Source organism: Luedemannella helvata (assembly GCF_039528415.1).
Taxonomy (GTDB): domain Bacteria; phylum Actinomycetota; class Actinomycetes; order Mycobacteriales; family Micromonosporaceae; genus Luedemannella; species Luedemannella helvata.
The window spans coordinates 1-18,293 of record NZ_BAAALS010000015.1 but is presented as its reverse complement, the minus strand read 5'-3'; the positions used below and the strand labels follow the sequence as shown (position 1 = coordinate 18,293).

Below are 18,293 nucleotides of genomic sequence, written 5' to 3'. Positions count from 1 at the left end.
GGTGGTCCAGGCCGTGAAGGGGGGAGTACGCGCATGGCGCGCGGTCGCCGGCCGGGCAACCAGGACACCCGCGAGGCGGTCCTGGCCGCGGCCCGGGAGGTGTTCGCGGACAAGGGTTACGACGGCGCGTCCATCCGGGCGATCGCCGCGGCGGCCGGTGTCGACCCCGCCCTGATCCACCACTATTTCGGCACGAAGGAGCAGCTCTTCGTCGCCGCCCTGCGGTCACCGGTGAACCCAGCCGACGTCCTGCCCGGCGTGATCAATGGCGACCCCGACCGCCTCGGCGAGCGGCTCATCCGCACGCTGTTGCAGGTCTGGGACTCCCCCGCCGGCGGGGCGGCGGCGGCCATGGTGCGCAGCGCGGTGACCAACGACACGATGGCCCGGATGCTGCGCGAGTTCATCCTCAAGCGGCTCATCACGCGGGTGCTGGCCGAGGTCGTCAGCGACCCGGCGGAGGCGGGCGTGCGCGGCACGCTCGTGGCCACCCAGATCGCCGGCCTGATCATGATCCGCTATCTGATCAAAGTGGAGCCGCTGGCCAGCGCCCCGGCCGAACAGGTCGTCGCCCTGGTGGGACCGACGATCCAGCGGTACCTCACGGGCGCGTTGCCCACGGCCTGATCAGTCCGTGCGCTGCCGCTGCCCGCCGAAGAGGACCGGGCGCAGCAGGTCGGCCAGCTCGTGGCGGTCCCGCACGGCGCGGGTGAAGTCCAGGCGCACCAGGCCGGCTTCGGCGCGCACCACCAGGCCGTACCGGTCGAGGCGCACGACCCGCAGCGGCGCGTCCGGATCCCGGCTCAGGGGCGGCAGGCCGGCCGCGGCGGCCATCCGGCGCACGAACGCGCCGACCTGCGGGCCGTGGTGGTCGTCGAGGTCCAGGAGCAGCTCGGCCTCGTACCGCGCGAGGGGGTCGGGGTCAGCCGCCAGGTACTCCATGACGTCCACCTCGCGCAGGCGCCGGCCGCGCCGCAGGCGCACCTCGGCGACGTCGAGCCGGTAGAGGTCGTGGCCGCGGCCGACATCCAGCAGGTCGCCGAGCGGGTTGGCCTCCGCGAACTCGCAGGCGGCCTCGCGCGCCCCGGCGCCGTGCAGCTGGCTCACCCAGCCGCTGATCCACGCCTGGCCGAGCGTGGGCGCCCCGGCGACGGGCGGCTCGTCGGTGATCGCGAGCACGGCCGCGATGTCGCCGTCGCCGAAGGGCAGCGCCCCGGCCAGCGGGCCGCCCGCCGGGACGAGCAGCAGCGGCTGCCCGGAGCAGTCGTTGGCGTACGCGAGCGGCAGCGGGCCCGGACCGCACGCGACCTGCAGGGTGGCCGGCAGGTGCCCGGCGGCGAGTGTGCGGGCGATCTCGGCGGTGCTGGGCCGCATGGGTGACCTCCGACTGGCGGTGTGACGTGTGTGCCCTCAGTGGCGATCTCAAGTTAGGTTAACCTAACCTAATCCGCAACCCGCCACGACACCGTGGCGCGCACCGACCCACCAGGAGCATCCGTGAACAACCCGCGCCCCAAGGTGCGCATCTCCCGCGCCCTCGGCATGCCGTTGACGCCCAAGGCCGTGGCGTACTTCGAGCGCCGCCCCTACCCGCCGGGCGTGCACGGGCGCACCCGGCGCAAGACCTCCGACTACCAGGTCCGGCTCCTGGAGAAGCAGCGGCTGCGCCACCAGTACGACGTCAGCGAATGCCAGCTGCGCCGCGCCTTCGACGACGCCGTACGCCAGGAGGGCAAGACGGGCGAGAACCTGGTCGTGCTCCTGGAGCGCCGGCTCGACGCGACCGTGCTGCGCGCCGGCCTGGCCCGCACCATCTACCAGGCGCGCCAGCTCATCTCGCACGGCCACATCCGGGTGGACGGCGCCAAGGTCGACCGGCCGTCCTACCGGCTGCGGGCCGACCAGGTGATCACCGTCAAGGAATCGAGCCGCGCCAAGGCGCCCTTTCAGCTGGCCGCCGCGGGCGCGCACGCGCCGGCCATCGGGACCCCCTACCTGAGCGTCGCGCTGGCCGACCTGACCGTACGGGTGCTGCGCGCGCCGGCGCGGAAGGAAGTTCCGGTGCTCTGCGACGAACAGCTCGTCGTTGAGTTCTATTCGCGTTAGGGCCGAACGGCCCTGGCGTCTCCACCGTCTCAGCGTCATCCTTTATACAGCCGTCCGAGCACTCGGCAACCCGGCTATAGGGCGCTACCCTCCAAGCGGACAACCGCCGGTACGATCGGCGGCTCCGTCGGGCCGAATGGACGAGGTGATGGTGACGCAGGGTGGTCGCACGCACGCCAGGCCCCGTCGGGGCTGGCTGCGCCTGCTCGGAGGTCACCGGGCCCGGCCGACGTCCGCCGCCCCGGCCTGGACGCGCGCGGTCGACCCTGCCGCGTTGGCCGCCTTCGGCGCCCGCGACCTGCGTGGTGACAACCCGTTCGGCGCCGAGGTGCTCACCCCGCTCGCGCCGCTGCGCCAGGCCGTCGCCGCGCACCGCGGCACGCCCGAGGAGCCGGCGCTGCTCGACGGGCTGGCGGCGACCGCCGGCGTGGGCGGCTGGACGGCCGTGGGCGTGTGGCGGTTCGTCGCCTACTTCGCGCCGGGCTCCTGGCGCCACGACCGTCGCCTGCAGGAGTGCTTTCTCGTCGGGCTGCGCGCGATCGCGCCCGAGCTGGGTCCCCCGCGCTACCACGCGGACGAGGTAGAGGAGCGCCTCATCCGGGCCGCGGAGCCGACCGGCGGGCCGCTATGGGTGCTGCTGCGTCACCCGGGCGAGGCCGGCACGTCTGTCGGCGCGGCGCCCGGGCCGGACATCGCGGTCGGCGAGCGGCACCTCATCGCCACGTTCGGCGGCAACGAGCTGCTGGCCTCGCGTACCGCCCCGGACGAGTACGTGGCGATCCTCGCCCGCCGGCGCGGCACCTACGACCGGCGGGTGAGCGACGAGGATTTCGCGTCGGCCGCCACCTGGGTCGGCCTGCTGACCGCGGTCGGCCGCAAGATCGGCCAGCCGGGTCCGACGATGTGGGTCAGCGACGCGCTCGCCCCGTACGTCACCCGGGTCATGCCCGAGTGGTGGCTCGAGCGCTAACGCGTCTGGGCCAGCCAGGCGGCGTAGAGCCGGCCGTAGACGGACTCCGTCTCGGCCACCAGCTCGTCGTGGTGACCGCGCTGCACCACCCGGCCCGCGTCGAACACGATCACCTCGTCGGCCGCGCGGGCCGTGGACAGCCGGTGCGCGATCGTGACCGTCGTGCGGCCCCGCGTCACCGCGTCGAGCGTGCGCTGCAGGCGCACCTCCGTCGCCGGGTCGACGGCGCTGGTCGCCTCGTCGAGGACGAGCAGGTCCGGGTCCGCGAGGTACGCCCGGGCCAGGGCGACGAGCTGGCGCTCCCCCACGGACAGCGCCTCGCCCCGTTCCCCCACGGGCGTGTCCAGGCCGGCCGGCAGCCCGGCCGCCCAGTCGGCCAGGCCCAGGTCGGCGAAGCACTTCGCCACGTCGGCGTCGTCCGCGTCCGGGCGGGCCAGGCGCACGTTCGCGGCCACGGTGTCGTCGAAGAGGAACCCGTCCTGCGGCACGAGCACGACCCGCGAGCGCAGCGACGCGAACCGCACCCGGGTGACCGGCACGCCGGACAGCAGCACCGCGCCGTGGGTCGGATCCATGAGCCGGGTCAGCAGCTTCGCGAACGTGCTCTTGCCGCTGCCGGTCTCGCCCACCACCGCCACCTTGCGGCGCGCCGCCACGTCCAGGTGCACGGCGCTGAGCACCTCGGGACCGCCCGGGTAGGCGAAATGCACACTGTCGAAACTCACCGCGAGCGGGCCGGCCGGCAGGTCCTGACCGTCCTCGGCCGGGTCGGCCACGTCGGGCCGCTGGTCGAGCACGTCGAGGACCCGCCGCCAGCCGGCGATCGCGTTCTGCGCCTCGTTGAGCACCTCGGTCGCGATCTGCACGGGCTGCACGAACAGGGTTGCCAGGAACAGGAAGGCGGTCAGCTGGCCGACGGTGAGCCCGCCGCCCACCCCCATGAGCACGCCGATCACCACGACGCCGGCGGTCGCCAGGCCGGCGGCCACTTCGCCCGAGGAGAAGCTGGTCACGCTGGTCGTCAGTGCGCGCAGCTGCGCCCGCCGGTGGGCCACGACCGCCGTGTCGAGCCGCTCGCCCGTGCGCTCGCCCACGCCGTACGCCCGGATGACCTCGGCACCCACGACGCTCTCGCTGATCGCGGCGAGCAACGCCCCCATCCGCTCGCGGACCTCGCCGTACGCGCGGGCCAGGCGCGGCTGGAAGCGCCACACCACGACGACGGCCGGCACGAAGGCGCCGAGCACCACGAGCGTGAGCTGCCAGGAGTACACGGCCATGACGATCGTGGTCACCGTGATCTGCCCGATGCTGACCAGCAGGATCACCCCGCCCCATTGCAGGAACTGGGTGATCTGGTCGATGTCGCCGGTGACCCGGGAGACGAGCGAACCACGCCGCTGCGTCTGCTGATGCAGCATGGACAGGTCGTGCACGTGCCGGAACGTGCGCGTGCGCAACTCGGCCAGCGCCGTCTCCGACACCGTGAACAGCCGGCGCAGCATCAGGTAGGAGCAGGCCGCGGTCAGGGCGAGCACCGCGACGGTCAGTGCGGCGATGACCGCGACCACCCGCAGGTCCGGACCGCCGGGCGCGTTCAGGCCGCGGTCGATGCCCTGTTGTACGGCGATCGGTACGGCCACGCGGCCGACCATGGCGAGCACGGCGAGGCCCAGCGTGCCGGCGAGCCCGACGCGCAGGCGCGGCGACAGGGCGAGCCCGCGCCGCAACGTGGTGAGCGTGCTGTCAGAGGTGCTCATCGCACGGTCTCCCCCGCGTCCATGACCAGGTCGGCATCGTCGAACGCGTGCTCGCGCTCGCGGTCGGCGTCGGCGCGCTCGTACGCGGTGACCAGCGCGGCGTAGCCCGGCACGGTGGCGAGCAGCGCGTCGTGCGTGCCCTGGGCGAGCACGCGGCCCTGGTCGAGATAGATGACCTCGTCGGCGAGCGCGATCGTGGCGCGGCGGTAGGCCACCACGAGGATCGAGGTCTGTCCCGCCCGGTCGCGCAGGCCCGCGAGCATGGCCGCCTCCACGCGCGGGTCGACCGCGCTGGTGGCGTCGTCGAGGACGATCAGCCGCGGGTCGCCGGCGAGCGCGCGGGCGAGCGCGATGCGCTGGCGTTGGCCGCCGGACAGGGTGGCGCCGCGCTCGCCGACCGTGGTGTCGAGCCCTTCGGGCAGCGCCGAGACGAACCCCTCGGCGCGCGCCAGCCGCAGCGCGGCCCACACGGCCGCCTCGTCGATGCCGTCGCGGCCCAGGTCGACGTTGCCGCGCACGGTGTCGTCGAAGACGAACGCCACCTGCGGTACCAGCGCGACCGACCCGGCGAGCGCGGCATGGGTCAGGGTGCGCAGGTCGTCGCCGTCAACGAGGATCCGCCCGGCGGCCGGCTCGACGAGGCCGGCGGCGAGCGCCGCGATCGTCGACTTGCCCGCCCCGGTCGGCCCGACGAGCGCGACCGTCCGCCCGGCCGGCACCTCGAACGTCACGTCACGCAGAACGACCTGCTCCCGCTCGTACGCGAAACGCACGTCCTCGAACCGCAACGTGGCGCCGGCCCGCGTGGCCGGCAGCGCGCGGTCGCCGTAGACCGTCTGGCCCTCGGCCCGCAGGACGCGCTGCACCCGCTCCCACCCGACCACGCTGCGCGGCAGTTCGGCCAGCACCCAGCCGATCGCGCGCACCGGGAAGGCCAGCACGGTGAACAGGAAGCTGACGCTGACCACCTCGGCGATGGTGACCGCGCCCTGCTCCAACCGGACGGCACCGACCAGCAGCACGGCGACCGTGCCCAGGCTGGGCAGCGTGTCCAGCAGGGGGTCGAACAGGCCGCGCACGCGGCCCACGCTGATCATCGCGTCGCGCAGCTCGCCGGCCGCGGCGCCGAACCGCGCGGTCTCCGACGTCTCGCGGCCCATCGTCTTGACGACGACCGCGCCGTCAAAGCTCTCATGCGCGATGGCGCTCACGGTGCCGCGCAACGCCTGGGCGCGCGCCACGCGCGGCGCGATCGTGCGCGAGTAGATCACGTTGAGCCCGAACAGGGCCGGGAAGATGGCCAGGCCGACGATCGCGAAGGCCCAGTCGATGAGGAACAGCGAGGCGACGGCGGCGACGAGCATGGCGATCGTGCCGACCGCGAACGGCAGCGGCGCGATGGGAAAGAAGGCGGCCTCGACGTCGGAGTTCGCGTTGGCCAGCAGGGTGCCGGTGGGGTTGCGCCGGTGCCAGGCCAGGGGCAGCGTCAGGTACCGCCGGGCGACCCGGCGACGAAACGTGGCCTGGAGGCGAAACTGCATGGCGCCCGCGCCGAGCCGGCGGCCGAAGATGCCGAGCACCTTGCCCAGCGAGATGGCGAGGATCGCCGCCGCGCCGGCCGCGAGCGCGCCGGGCGCCACCTCGCCACGCTCGAACGCGGGCACGACGACCCGCCCCACGACCGCGCCGACCACGTACGCGCTGGCGACGGTGAGCAGGCCGAACAGCACACTGCCCGCCACCCCGATCATGAACGTCCGGGGTTCGTCGCGGATCGAGTGACCCAGCACCCGCAGCCCGTCGCGCATGACCCGCGCCCGCTCGCGCCCCCCGTCCGATGCCGGTGTCGTCACTGGCCCTCCCCCTCCCGACTCCTTACCGTCTCACAACGCGCCGACAGCGCCCAGGCGGCCAGGGTTGACAGCGGGCGGGCGTGGGTAGCATCGGCGCGTGACCCGCTTCGCCGCGATGGAGCGCCAAGGGCTGGCTGACCTGCTCGATGAGGTCGGCCCGGACGCGCCCACGCTGTGCGAGGGGTGGACGGCCAGGGACCTGGCGGCCCACCTGGTGCTCCGCGAGCGCCGGCCGGATGCCGCGGCCGGCATTCTCCTCGCCCCGCTGGCCGGCTACACCGAGCGGGTCCAGGGGTCACTCGCGGCCGGGCCGTGGCCGCGGCTGGTGGCGAAGGTGCGCCGCGCTCCGTGGTGGAGCCCGGTGAGCAACCGCCTCACCGACGAGCTCGCCAACCGGGTGGAGCTGTTCGTCCACCACGAGGACGTGCGCCGGGCGCGTCCCGGCTGGGCACCGCGCGCGCTGCCGGCCGGGCAGGCCGAGGCGTTGTGGGGACAGACCCGCGCGTTCGCGAAACGGGCGCTGCGGCGCGTGCCGGCCGCGGTCACCGTGTGCCCCACGGACGTGGCGGGCGAAATGGCGGCGGGAGCGGGCGGGCCGGCCGTGCGGCTGTCCGGGCCGACCCCCGAACTCCTGCTCTTCCTCATGGGGCGCCAGGAGCACGCGCGCGTGGACCTGGACGGGCCCCCGGAGGTCACGGACCGGCTGCGCCGGGCGCGGTTCGGCGTCTGATCACATCGAAGCATCCCACTATGTGATCAGACGGCACGAACGAACTTTCGGCGAACGCGAAGTTTTCCTGAAGAACTTAACGTCGCACGGCCCTCACCTGCACAGATGAATCGCCGTTGGGGGTGTGAGCGAAAACATCTATTGGCTTAGCCCAGCCGTAACAGTTGCGCAACCTTGGGTGAGTATCAATCTACTCAAGGTAATCCGGTCATACCTCGCAACGATCCATGATCTCGCCCGTACCTCCCGGCGAGAAAGGAGGTGCCCCCATGCGGCGAAACGCCCTGGTAGTTGTCGCGAACCGGCTACCAGTGGACGAAACGGTTGCGCCGGACGGCGTACGCGAGTGGCGACGCAGCCCCGGCGGGCTGGTCAGCGCCCTGCACCCGACCCTGCACCACACACAGGCCACCTGGGTTGGCTGGACCGGCGTCACCGACGTGGCCCCCGAACTGCCCGACCTCGCCGGTGTGCGCCTTCGCGCGGTGCCGCTGTCCAAACTGGACTTCGAGGAGTACTACGAGGGCTTCGCGAACTCCACGCTGTGGCCCCTCTACCACGACGCCACGGAGCAGCCGGTCTACCACCGGCGCTGGTGGGAGTCCTACCAGCGGGTCAACCGGCGCTTCGCCGAGGCCGCCGCGGAGGCGGCGCCGCCGAACGCGACCGTGTGGATCCACGACTACCACCTGCAGCTGGTCCCCGCGATGCTGCGCGGCCTGCGACCCGATGTGCGGATCGGGTTCTTCATGCACATCCCGTTCCCGCCGGCGGAGCTGTTCATGCAGCTGCCCCGCCGCAACGACCTGCTGTACGGGCTGCTCGGCGCCGACCTCGTCGGCTTCCAGGACCAGTACGGAGCGCGCAACTTCACGCAGTTGGCCAGTCGGGTTCTCGGCCTGCCGGTGCGGCACCCGGAGATCGAGGTCAACGGTCGCGTGGTACGCGTGGGAGCGTTCCCAAACTCCATCGACATGGCCGACATGGAGGCGTTGGCCCGCCGCGACGAGGTCGTCCGGCGCGCCGCGCAGATCCGCGAGGACCTCGGCAATCCCGAAAAGATCATCCTGGGGGTGGACCGGCTCGACTACACGAAGGGCATCGAGCAGCGACTCAAGGCCTACCGCGAGCTGCTCTCCGACGGCCGGGTCAAGGTGCAGGACACCGTGATGGTCCAGGTGGCCGTGCCCAGCCGCGAGCGGGTGGAGCACTACCGCATCCTGCGCGACCGGGTGGAGCGCGAGGTGGGCCGCATCAACGGCGAGTTCGGCCGGGTCGGCGTCGCCGCCGTGCACTACCTCATCAACCAGTCGTTCGACCGTACGGAGCTGGCCGCGCTCTACCGGGCCGCCGACGTCATGATGATCACACCTCTGCGCGACGGCATGAACCTCGTCGCCAAGGAGTACGTGGCCAGCCGGGTCGACGTGACGGGCGCGCTCGTGCTGAGCGAGTTCGCCGGGGCCGCGACCGAGCTGACGGACGCCTACCTGGTCAACCCGCACGACCTCGACGGCCTCAAGGACACGCTGGTGCGCTGCCTGGAGGCCGGCACGGGCGACATCAGCCGGCGCATGCGCATGATGCGCCGACACGTCCGCGCGCACGACGTGCGCGCGTGGGCACAGTCCTACCTGGCGGCGCTCCACGACGCCAGCGGGCTCGGACGGCTCGTGCTGTAGACGACGCGAAGAACGTGGCCCGGCCCCAGGGGAGCCGGGCCACGTTTTCCTTTTCTGTAACGTGACTGTGCTTGGATCCAAGGGCGGATCCAACTGTGGATCCCGTTGTAGCGGACGGGGTGATCAGCGTGTCCATGACCGCCCACTATGGAATGTCACGCGGAGCCGAGCGATGACGTTGGCGCCCGGGGACGTGCTCGACGCCGCCCAGGCACACGGTCCCGCCGCCGCGTCACGCGCCGCGCACGCCGCCCCGCGCCCCGCCTGGATCAACCTCGTGCCGACGGCCGACGTTGTGCGCCGCGCCGCCGCTGTCGAACCGGACGCGCCGCTGGCCGGCGTGCCGTTCGGGATCAAGGACAACCTCGACCTGGCGGGCCTGCCCACCACCAGCGCCAACCCGGCGCTCGCCGACGCCCCGGCCGCCACGTCGGCCGTCGCGGTCGCCCGGCTGGCGGCCGCCGGCGCGGTCGCCATCGGCAAGACCAACATGGACCAGTTCGCCACCGGGCTGGTCGGCACGCGCAGCCCGTACGGGGCGTGCGCGTGCGTGGCCGACCCCGCGTACGTGAGCGGGGGCAGCAGTTCCGGCAGCGCGGTCGCGGTAGCGTCCGGCGTCGTGCCGCTGGCGCTCGCCACCGACACGGCCGGCTCCGGCCGCGTGCCCGCCGCGTTCAACGGCCTGGTCGGCATCAAGCCCACCCGCGGCCTGGTGTCCACCCGTGGGCTGGCCCCCGCGTGCCGCTCCCTCGACTGCGTCACCACCCTGTCCCGTACGGTCGGCCTGGGGCGCTCGGCGCTGGCCGCGCTCGTGTGGACCGACCCCGAGGACCCGTGGTCGCGGCCCCGCCCGCCCCACCCGCCGGCCGGCGTCGCCACGACGATGCGGGTGGTCGCCGTCCCGGCCGGGCCGCTCGACCTCGACCCCGCGCACGCGGCCGCCTGGGACGTCGCCGTCGCCCGGCTGCGCCGGCTCGTCCCGCACGTCGTCGAGGTCGACATCAGCGCGTTCCTGGCCGCCGCGAAACTGCTCTACGAGGGCCCGTTCCTGGCCGAACGCTGGGCCGGGTTCGGCCACCTGCTCGACCCGGACGGGCCGCACCTCGACCCGACCGTACGCGGCATCGTCGCCCGCGGCGCGGCGATCGACGGGGCGTCCGTGTTCGCCGCGCAGGACACGCTCGCCGGACTACGGCGCGCCACCGACGGCACCTGGGCCGACATCGACGCCCTGATGCTCCCCGTGACGCCGAACCACCCGACGCGTGCCGAGGTGGCCGCCGACCCGGTGGGCGTGAACCGGCGACTGGGCACGTACACGAACTTCGTGAACCTGCTCGACCTGTGCGCCGTCGCCGTGCCGGCCGACCCGCGCGCCGACGGCCTGCCGTACGGGGTGCAGTTCGTGGCGCCCGCGTTCGCCGACGACCCGCTGCTCGACCTGGCCGGCGCCTGGTGCGGCGAGGCCACGCCGGTGCCGCCCGTCCCGGGTGGGTCGTCGCTGCTCGCCGTCGCCGGCGCGCACATGTCCGGCCTGGCGCTGAACCCGCAGCTCACCGCAGCCGGCGGGGTGCTGCGCTACCGGGCCCGGACCGCGCCGGCGTACCGGCTGTTCCGGCTCAACGTGCCCGGGGTCGCCCGGCCCGGCCTCGTGCGTACGGGCGACGGCCCGGCCGGCGGCGTGGCCGTCGAGGTGTGGCAACTGCCCCACCAGGGCGTCGGCGCGTTGCTGGACCTCATCCCGGCGCCCCTCGGCCTGGGCCGCGTCGAACTGGACGACGGCACGCTGGTCACCGGGTTCCTCGCGGAGGAGTACGCCACCCGCGACGCGACCGATGTCACCCACCACGGCTCCTGGCGCGCTGCCCTCGCGGCCGTCGCGTAGTTGGCCGGACCAGGCCGTTACACCAGGTCGGCCGGGTCGATCGTGACGGCGACCGGCTCGGTCAGCGTCAGCACGCCACCGGCCGCGTGCTGGGTGTAGTGATCGCCGTCGAGGCGGAACAACCGCAGCCCGATCGCGTCGCCGTCCGGCTCCACCAGCAGGTACCACTCGATGCCCGCGTCGGCGTAGTGGTGCATCTTCAGAAGGCGGCCGTTGAACGCGTTGCTCGGCGACACGATCTCCGCGATGAGGCGCACGGCCGAGCCGTCCACGACCGGCTCGCGTGGATCGATCCGATCGACGACGACCAGATCGGGAATCGGGATTCGCCCGGCCCGCAGCCGCACGTTCACCGCTTCGTAGACCTCCAGTTCGCCAGCCTCATTCAGCACGTTGGCGAGGCGGCGCGAGATGTGTTGGTGCTGTGGCGTCGGCGCCGGCGTCACGATCAGTCCCCCGTCGAAGAGTTCCACCCGGTCAGTGGTCTCGCCCAAGGCGAGGTAGTCCTCCTCGGTCCACGGGATCCCCCGGTAGCCCAGCGTCTCGGCCGTCATGGTGCACCACCTCCGGGTCCTAGCCTGCCATCAAGGCACGCGCGGCGTCCGGGCATGGGAGTGGGCCGGACCGTGCCGTCCGGCCCACTCTGTGAACCCCGGCGCCGGACGGGAGGTGATGCCGCCGCCGAGCCTGTCACCCGATCAAGCGCCGATAGCCGCCAGGAGGGCCGAGGACGGGGCGATGGCCCCGAACACGCCGCCCTGCATGAGGATCATGTTCAGCGCCGCCTGGTAGTTGCCGACGTCGGTGGCGCCCGTGCAGTCCGTCAGCAGCAGGCACTCGAAGCCGCGGTCGTTGGCCTCGCGCATGGTCGTGTGCACGCACACGTCCGTCGTGATGCCGGTCAGCACGATGTGGGTGATGCCGCGGTTGCGCAGCAGCAGGTCCAGGTCGGTGCCGTAGAAGGAGCCCTTGCCCGGCTTGTCGATGATCATCTCGCCGGGCTCCGGGTAGACCTCCGGCACGATGTCCCAGCCGGGCTCGCCGCGCACGAGGATGCGCCCGCACGGGCCGGCGTCGCCGATGCCGGCGCCGATCTGCTTGCTGCGCCACAGCTTGTTGGGCGGGCAGTCGGCCAGATCCGGCCGGTGGCCCTCGCGGGTATGGAAGATGTGGAACCCGGCCGAGCGCATCGCGGCGAGCACCTTCTGTGTGGGCCCGAGGCCCGCCCGGGTCAGGTTCAGGTCGTAGCCCATCGTGTCGACGTAGCCGCCCGGCCCGCAGAAGTCGGTCTGCCAGTCGATGTTGATGAGCACGGTACGCGCGGGGTCGATGCTGCCGTCGTACGGCCAGTGGTACGGCTTCGCCTCGACCTGGGGGAACGTCGTCGTCACGCGGTCACCTCCGGTAACGGGGGGTGGGCCGGGCGGCCAGCCGCCCGGCCCATCGAAGGGTCAGGAGGACGGGATCTTGCCGACCACGCCCTCGACGAAGTACGTGATCGACTCGATGGTCTTGTAGTCGGGGATCGTCCCGGCCGGCACCTGGACCTTGCCGTCCTGGTCGACGACGGGCCCGGCGAACGGCGAGCTGTCCTTCGCGATCTTCGCGGCCGCCTCCTCGACGAGCTTCTTGGTCTCCTCGGAAACCGCGGGGCCGTACGGGGACTGGACGAACGGGTTGTCGCCGGTCTTGAGGCCGACGCGGAAGTTGGCGTTGTACTCGCTGCCGGTGAAGCCGCCGTCGAGGGTCTTCTGCACGATCTTCGTGTAGAGCGGGCCCCACTTCCACTCCGACCCGGTCAGCCAGCCCTTCGGGGCGATCGACTGCGCGTTGGCGTGGTAGCCGACCGTGTACTTGCCGGCCGCCTCGGTGGCCTTGATGACCGTGGCGGTGCAGTCCTGGTGCTGGCTGACCACATCCACACCCTGAGCGAGCAGGCTGTCGACGGCCGCCTTCTGCTTGCCGGGGTCACACCAGCTCGACGTGTTGACCGTGTATGTCTTCGCGTCCGGGTTCACCGACTTGGCCCCGAGCTGGAAGGCGTTGATGTTGTCGAGCGTCTGCGAGATCGGGAACGCGTACACGTACCCGAGCTTGTTGCTCTTGGTGGTCTTGCCGGCGACGATGCCGGCCAGGTAGACGGGCTCGTACACCGTGCCGAAGTAGGTGCCGAAGTTCGGCGGCAGCGCCCCGTCGACCAGGTTGCCCTGCTGGACGACGACGACGTCGGGGTGGGCCGCGGCGACCTTCAGCGCCGGGTCCTTGTGACCGTACGAGGTGGCAAAGATGATCTTCGCCCCCTGGCTGATCATGCCCTCCATGATGCGTGTCGCGTTGTCGTCCTCGGGCACGTTCTCGGCTGTGAGGACCTTCAGGTCGGGGAAGGCCTTCGCGACCTCCTGGCTGCCCTCGTAGGCGGCCTGGTTGTAGCCGTAGTCGTCCTTCGGGCCGACGAAGATGAAGCCGATCGCCTTGCCGCCGGTGCCCGGCTTGCCGGCGGCCCCGCCGCCGCCCGCCGCGTTCTCCGAGGTGTTGGTGGCGCAGGCGCTCGCCACCGGCAGCGCGAGCGCCAGGAGCAGCGCCAGCGCCGCGGTCCGGCGCGTTCGCCACCGGGAGCCGTATGCAGCACGCATCGCAGTAACCTTTCAGGTGCGTCCAGGGACACGAGATGTCGAATTCGGGTGGTGCCTGGTGCGTGTATCGGTGCTCCGCGCACCGGCTCCGGGCGGTTGCCGCCGCCCGGAGCGCCCGCGCCTCAGCGCGCGGGAGTCATGTCGAACACCTGCGACAGCCCGTCGGGCGCCGCGTTGGCGCGCCGCCGGCCGAGCACGACCAGGGCCAGCAGCGTGACGACGTAGGGCAGGGCGTCGAGGACGAACTGGTTGAGCCCGATGCCGCGGGCCTGCAACGCGGGCGACAGTGCCAGCGCCGCGCCGAACAGGTACGCGCCGCTCACCGCGCGCAGCGGGTGCCAGGCCGCGAAGATGACCAGGGCCACCGCGATGAAGCCGCGGCCCGCGGTCATGTTCTCGAACCAGGCGTTCGCGTACGCCGTGGACAGCTGCGCGCCGCCGACGCCGGCGAGCAGCCCGCCACCGACGACGGCCAGGTACCGCACGAGCACCGGCGAGTGCCCGTACGCGCGCAGCACCTCGGGCTTCTCCCCCGCCCCGCGCACGGTCAGCCCGACGCGGCTGCGGTAGAGCAGCCACCACATCGCCGGCGCCACCAGGTACGACAGGTAGGTCAGCGGGTCGTGGTCGAACAGCACGTCGCCGACGAACGGGATGCTCGACAGCCCGGGCACCGCCCACGGCCGGAACGCGTCGATCTCGCGCCCCACGTACGCGGCACCGAACAGCGACGTCAGCCCCAGCCCGAGGAACAGCACCACGAAGCCGGTCGCCAGCTGGTTGGCGCCGCGCCACAGCACGACGACCGCGTGGACGAGGGCGAGCAGCCCGCCGGCGACCGCGCCGGCCACGACGCCGACCCACGGGCTGCCGGTCGAGGCGGTCACGGCGTAGGCCGCGAGCGCCCCGGTGAGCATGCTGCCCTCCGTACCGAGGTAGATGACGCCGGCCCGCTCGGCGAGCGTCTCACCCAGGGCCGCGTACAGGATGGACGTTCCGCCCCGGACCCCGCCGGCGGCGACCTCGGTGATCAGGTTCATGCCCCCACCTCCGCTGCGCTGCGGCGGCGGCATGAACCAACACTGCGCCGATGATTGACTCGCTGACGCTCGGTCATGGCTTCGCCTTCCGGGACTTCAGGTTGGAGCCGAGGACGACCAGCAGGACGACGGCCATGAGCACGTTGACCGAGGCGGCCGGCAGGCCCGAGTTGATCTGCAGGCTGTCGCCGGCCATCGCGATCGCCGCGAGCAGCACGGCCGCCGCGGCCACCCGCAGCGGGCGGTGCCCGGCGAGCCAGCTGACCAGGAAGCCGATGTAGCCGAAGTTGAGCGTCATGTGCGGCCGCAGCTTGAACTCCGTGCCGGCCAGGTGCACCATGCCGGCGAGGCCGGCCAGCGCGCCGCCGACGAGCATCGCGGAGAACAGCAGCAGGCCCACCCGCATGCCGGCCTGCCGGGCGGCCTCCGGGTTGCCGCCGACCACCCGCAGGCGGAAGCCCCACTCGGTCTTCCGCAGCGCCCACCAGACCGCGACCACCGCGACGACCGCGATGACGAGGCCCGCGTTGAGCTTGTGACCGGGCAGGAACAGCGGCAGCCGGGCCGCCTCCTCCAGCGGCCGGGAGGACGGCTGACCGAAGCCGGACGCGTCCTTCCACGGGTCGTAGATGAGACCGAGCATCAGGTCCAGCGCGACGAAGTTGAGCAGCAGCGTGCTGATTGCCTCGTTGACCTTGACGGTCAGCCGCAGGCCGGCGGCGAGTCCCGCCCACAGCGCCCCGCCGATCGCGCCGGCCAGGAGCATGAGCACGAGGACGACCGTGCCGGGCAGCCGCTGGTCCGTGACCAGGCCGACCCCGGCGGCGCAGACCGCGCCGATGATGATCTGGCCCTCGCCGCCGACGTTGAGCAGCCCGGCCCGGGCCGGCACGGCGACCGCCAGGCCGGCCAGCACCAGCACGACCGCGCGGATGATGACCGTCTCCGCCTGGGCGGGCGTCGTCAGCGAGGCGAGCATGTCGGCGTACATGGTGAAGGGGTTGATGCCCTTCACCGCGACGAAGGCGCCGAAGATGACCGGCGCGCCGGCGATGGCGACCACCCACCCCAGCCACGGCACGGCCGCCAGGCGGGCGCCCAGCGCCGGCCTGTCCCGAGCGGGCGGTTCGGGGGCCGTCGCCGGTACGGCCGGTTCGAGCACGCTCGTGTCGCTCATGCGGTCACCTCGCCGCCGCCGAGCATGAGCTGGCCGATGGCGTAGCGGTCCGTCTCGCCGGGCACGACGACGCCGGCGAGGTGGCCGTTGTGCAGGACCGCGATCCGGTCGCTGATGGACAGCAGCTCGTCGAGGTCCTCGGAGACGACCAGCACGGCCGCTCCGGCGTCGCGCTGCTCCAGCAGGAGTTCCTGGGTGCGCCGCGTGGTGGCGATGTCGAGACCACGGCTCGGGTACGCCGCGACGACCACGGTGGCGGGGGCGCCCAACGCCCGGGTCAGCACGACGCGCTGGATGTTGCCGCCGGACAGCTCCGCCATCACCCGGTGCCCGGGCGCCATCCGCAGCTGCGCCTTCTCGGCCTTCGCCGTGACGTCGGCGTTGACCTTCCTCCAGTCGATGCCCAGGCCCTTGCGGAAGCGTCCGAGGTCGGCCAGGGCCATGTGCTCCACGATGGACAGGCCCGGCACGACCGCGTCGGTGATCGGGTCCTCGGGCACGCCGACCGCGCCGCCGGCGAGCGCCTGGCGCGGGTCGCCGCCCTTGAGCGCCGTCTCCTTGAGCGTCACCGTACCGTCGGTGACCTTGCGCTGGCCGAGGATCACCTCGCACAGCTCGCGCTGGCCGCTGCCGGCCACGCCGGCCACGCCCACCAGCTCTCCGGGCAGGATCTCCAGGCTCACGTCGCGCAGGGCCGGCTGGCCCCGGTCACCCGTGACGCTGACCCCGTCGAGGACCACGGCCGGCGGGGTGTCGGCCCCGGGACGCTCGCGGTGGCCGGCCAGCGGCGGTACCGAGCGGCCCACCATCGCCTCGACCAGTTCGGCGTCGGTGAGTTCCTTCGGGTCGGTGTTGCGCAGCACCGTACGCCCGCCGCGCAGCACGGTGACGCGGTCGGCGATCGCCCGGGCCTCGCCGAGCTTGTGCGTGATGATGACGATCGACAGGCCGGCGGTGCGCAGCGCGCTGACGGCCGCGAAGAGCGCGTCGACCTCCTGCGGTGCGAGGACGCTCGTCGGCTCGTCGAGGATGAGCAGCCGGGCACCGGCCATGAGCACCTTGAGGATCTCGACGCGCTGCCGCTCGCCGATCGACAGGTGGCGCACGACCGCGTCCGGGTGTACGGGCAGCCCGTACCGGTCGGCGGCCTCGGCGACCTGCGCGGACAGCGCCTTGCGGTTGAACCGCAGCCCACCGCCCGGCATGGCGAGCGCGATGTTCTCCGTCACGGTGAACGCCGGCACCAGCCGCATGTCCTGGAAGACCATGCCGATGCCGGCCGAGCGCGCGGTCGCCGGGGAATCGATGGTGACGGGCGCGCCGTCGACGTGCAGCTCACCCTCGTTCGGCTGGTACACGCCGTAGATCAACTTCATCAGCGTGGACTTGCCGGCACCGTTCTCGCCGAGCACCGCGTGGACCTCGCCGGCGGCGACGTCGAAGTCCACCTCGTCGTTCGCGACGACCTCACCGAAGCGGCAGGTCAGTCCCCGTACGGACAGCAGCGGCGGGACGATCGCCGTGGGTGCTTCGACGGTCGCGGTCATGTGGTGATGCCAAAGTCGCTGGCCATCATCTTGGCGAGCGCCCTCGTTGCGCGCTCCTCCACGACGGCGATGGACTCGCCCAGATGCATCGTGAACCTCCTATGCGCGGTGTCGAGGTCGCCCGTACCGACCGCCTCGACGATGCCGAGATGCTGGGTGATGGTGCGGTCGATGCGTTCCTCGGTGAGGAAGTCGTGCATGCGGACGATGCGGATGCGTTCGTTGACCACGCCGAGCAGCTCGGCCAACGCGGCGTTGCCGGACGCCTCGGCCAGGCGCACGTGGAAGCTCTCGTCCAGCAGGACGAAGCCAGGGTCCGGATCGGGGGTGTCGAGGCGCAGGGCGCGCCAGTCCTCCCGCAGCGACTCGATCATGTCGCGGTCGTGCCGGGTGCCCAGCTCCTCGGGGCGCAGCATGGCCGACATCTCCAGTGAGCGGCGCACCTCGTACAGCTGGCGGATCTCGACCAGGTTTGGCGCCGCCGGGGAGTAGCCGCCGTCGGGCAGGCGGTCGACAAGGCGCTCCGCGTGCAGCCGGGCCAGCGCCTGGCGCACCGGGGTGCGCGAGACGCCGAGCAGGGCCGCGAGGCGTTCCTCGCCGAGGCGGATGCGCAACGGGAACTCGCCCACCAGCAGCCGGCGCTTCAGTTCGGTGTACGCCCGCTCGCCGGCCTGGCCCCGCTCCGCTGTATACAGCGTTGGATCCATACGCAGAAGCTAGGGATCGTCCACGTCGCCCAGATATCGCGATGGTTAGAACTGTGTGGCGCGAGCGGGCTTATACGACATAAGGACGTCCCCCTCCGGCCCCGTCGCGGGCCCGGAGGGGGACGTCCGTCCTCTTCGGACTACACAGTGATCTTGCCGGCGCCGGCGCCGGCCTGGACGATGGACTTCACCGAGCTGGCCGC

General features: G+C 72.6%; 16 protein-coding genes. 6 read left to right on the top strand and 10 right to left on the bottom strand.

Annotation, left to right across the window (positions count from 1 at the left end; translation table 11 throughout):
* The first annotated feature begins 33 nt into the window (after positions 1-33).
* On the top strand, positions 34-627 hold the full coding sequence (locus ABD191_RS16240; RefSeq protein ID WP_344082406.1) for a TetR/AcrR family transcriptional regulator: 594 nt from the start codon (positions 34-36) through the stop codon (positions 625-627).
* Here the strand turns inward: ABD191_RS16240 and ABD191_RS16235 are convergent, their stop codons facing one another.
* Positions 628-1,374, bottom strand: coding sequence for a DUF2470 domain-containing protein (locus tag ABD191_RS16235; protein WP_344082404.1), 747 nt, complete (start codon positions 1,372-1,374; stop codon positions 628-630).
* Positions 1,375-1,497: 123 nt separating this feature from the next.
* Between ABD191_RS16235 and rpsD the strand changes: the two genes are divergently transcribed.
* Together rpsD and ABD191_RS16225 are read left to right on the top strand one after the other, a co-directional pair.
* Positions 1,498-2,106, top strand: a complete 609-nt coding sequence (gene rpsD / locus ABD191_RS16230; protein WP_344082402.1) for a 30S ribosomal protein S4 — start codon at positions 1,498-1,500, stop codon at positions 2,104-2,106.
* Positions 2,107-2,254: 148 nt separating this feature from the next.
* A complete protein-coding gene (locus ABD191_RS16225) occupies positions 2,255-3,076 on the top strand; it encodes a hypothetical protein (RefSeq protein WP_344082400.1) in 822 nt (273 codons plus the stop codon).
* Here ABD191_RS16225 and ABD191_RS16220 read toward each other — a convergent pair.
* On the bottom strand, positions 3,073-4,836 hold the full coding sequence (locus ABD191_RS16220) for an ABC transporter ATP-binding protein (RefSeq protein WP_344082398.1): 1,764 nt from the start codon (positions 4,834-4,836) through the stop codon (positions 3,073-3,075). The two genes, ABD191_RS16225 and ABD191_RS16220, sit on opposite strands and share 4 nt — an antisense overlap.
* The gene (locus ABD191_RS16215) at positions 4,833-6,644 is read right to left on the bottom strand and encodes an ABC transporter ATP-binding protein (protein ID WP_344082660.1); all 1,812 of its coding nucleotides are present in this window, start codon (positions 6,642-6,644) and stop codon (positions 4,833-4,835) included. The genes ABD191_RS16220 and ABD191_RS16215 overlap by 4 nt, the downstream gene beginning before the upstream one ends.
* A gap of 142 nt (positions 6,645-6,786) precedes the next feature.
* Between ABD191_RS16215 and ABD191_RS16210 the strand changes: the two genes are divergently transcribed.
* The 3 genes from ABD191_RS16210 (at position 6,787) to atzF (ending at position 10,986) form a co-directional block, all read left to right on the top strand.
* Positions 6,787-7,419, top strand: a complete 633-nt coding sequence (locus tag ABD191_RS16210; protein WP_344082396.1) for a TIGR03085 family metal-binding protein — start codon at positions 6,787-6,789, stop codon at positions 7,417-7,419.
* A 269-nt stretch (positions 7,420-7,688) separates the two neighbouring features.
* The gene (locus tag ABD191_RS16205; RefSeq protein WP_344082394.1) at positions 7,689-9,101 is read left to right on the top strand and encodes an alpha,alpha-trehalose-phosphate synthase (UDP-forming); all 1,413 of its coding nucleotides are present in this window, start codon (positions 7,689-7,691) and stop codon (positions 9,099-9,101) included.
* Positions 9,102-9,273: 172 nt separating this feature from the next.
* A complete protein-coding gene (gene atzF, locus ABD191_RS16200; RefSeq protein ID WP_344082392.1) occupies positions 9,274-10,986 on the top strand; it encodes an allophanate hydrolase in 1,713 nt (570 codons plus the stop codon).
* Between the two features lie 17 nt (positions 10,987-11,003).
* Here atzF and ABD191_RS16195 read toward each other — a convergent pair whose 3' ends face one another.
* The 7 genes from ABD191_RS16195 to ABD191_RS16165 form a co-directional block, all read right to left on the bottom strand.
* On the bottom strand, positions 11,004-11,540 hold the full coding sequence (locus ABD191_RS16195; RefSeq protein WP_344082390.1) for a Uma2 family endonuclease: 537 nt from the start codon (positions 11,538-11,540) through the stop codon (positions 11,004-11,006).
* A gap of 144 nt (positions 11,541-11,684) precedes the next feature.
* Positions 11,685-12,377, bottom strand: a complete 693-nt coding sequence (biuH, locus tag ABD191_RS16190; RefSeq protein ID WP_344082388.1) for a biuret amidohydrolase — start codon at positions 12,375-12,377, stop codon at positions 11,685-11,687.
* 60 nt (positions 12,378-12,437) lie between these two features.
* Positions 12,438-13,619, bottom strand: coding sequence for a BMP family ABC transporter substrate-binding protein (locus tag ABD191_RS16185; RefSeq protein WP_344082386.1), 1,182 nt, complete (start codon positions 13,617-13,619; stop codon positions 12,438-12,440).
* Positions 13,620-13,741: 122 nt separating this feature from the next.
* Positions 13,742-14,659, bottom strand: coding sequence for an ABC transporter permease (locus ABD191_RS16180; RefSeq protein WP_344082384.1), 918 nt, complete (start codon positions 14,657-14,659; stop codon positions 13,742-13,744).
* Positions 14,660-14,732: 73 nt separating this feature from the next.
* Entirely contained in the window at positions 14,733-15,836 is a 1,104-nt protein-coding gene (locus ABD191_RS16175) for an ABC transporter permease (protein ID WP_344082382.1), read from the bottom strand.
* A complete protein-coding gene (locus ABD191_RS16170; protein WP_344082380.1) occupies positions 15,833-17,383 on the bottom strand; it encodes an ABC transporter ATP-binding protein in 1,551 nt (516 codons plus the stop codon). Before ABD191_RS16170 ends, ABD191_RS16175 begins: the two co-directional genes overlap by 4 nt.
* Positions 17,380-18,090 (bottom strand): GntR family transcriptional regulator, encoded by a 711-nt coding sequence (locus ABD191_RS16165; protein ID WP_344082378.1) that lies wholly within the window; start codon positions 18,088-18,090, stop codon positions 17,380-17,382. Before ABD191_RS16165 ends, ABD191_RS16170 begins: the two co-directional genes overlap by 4 nt.
* Positions 18,091-18,293 lie beyond the last annotated feature (203 nt).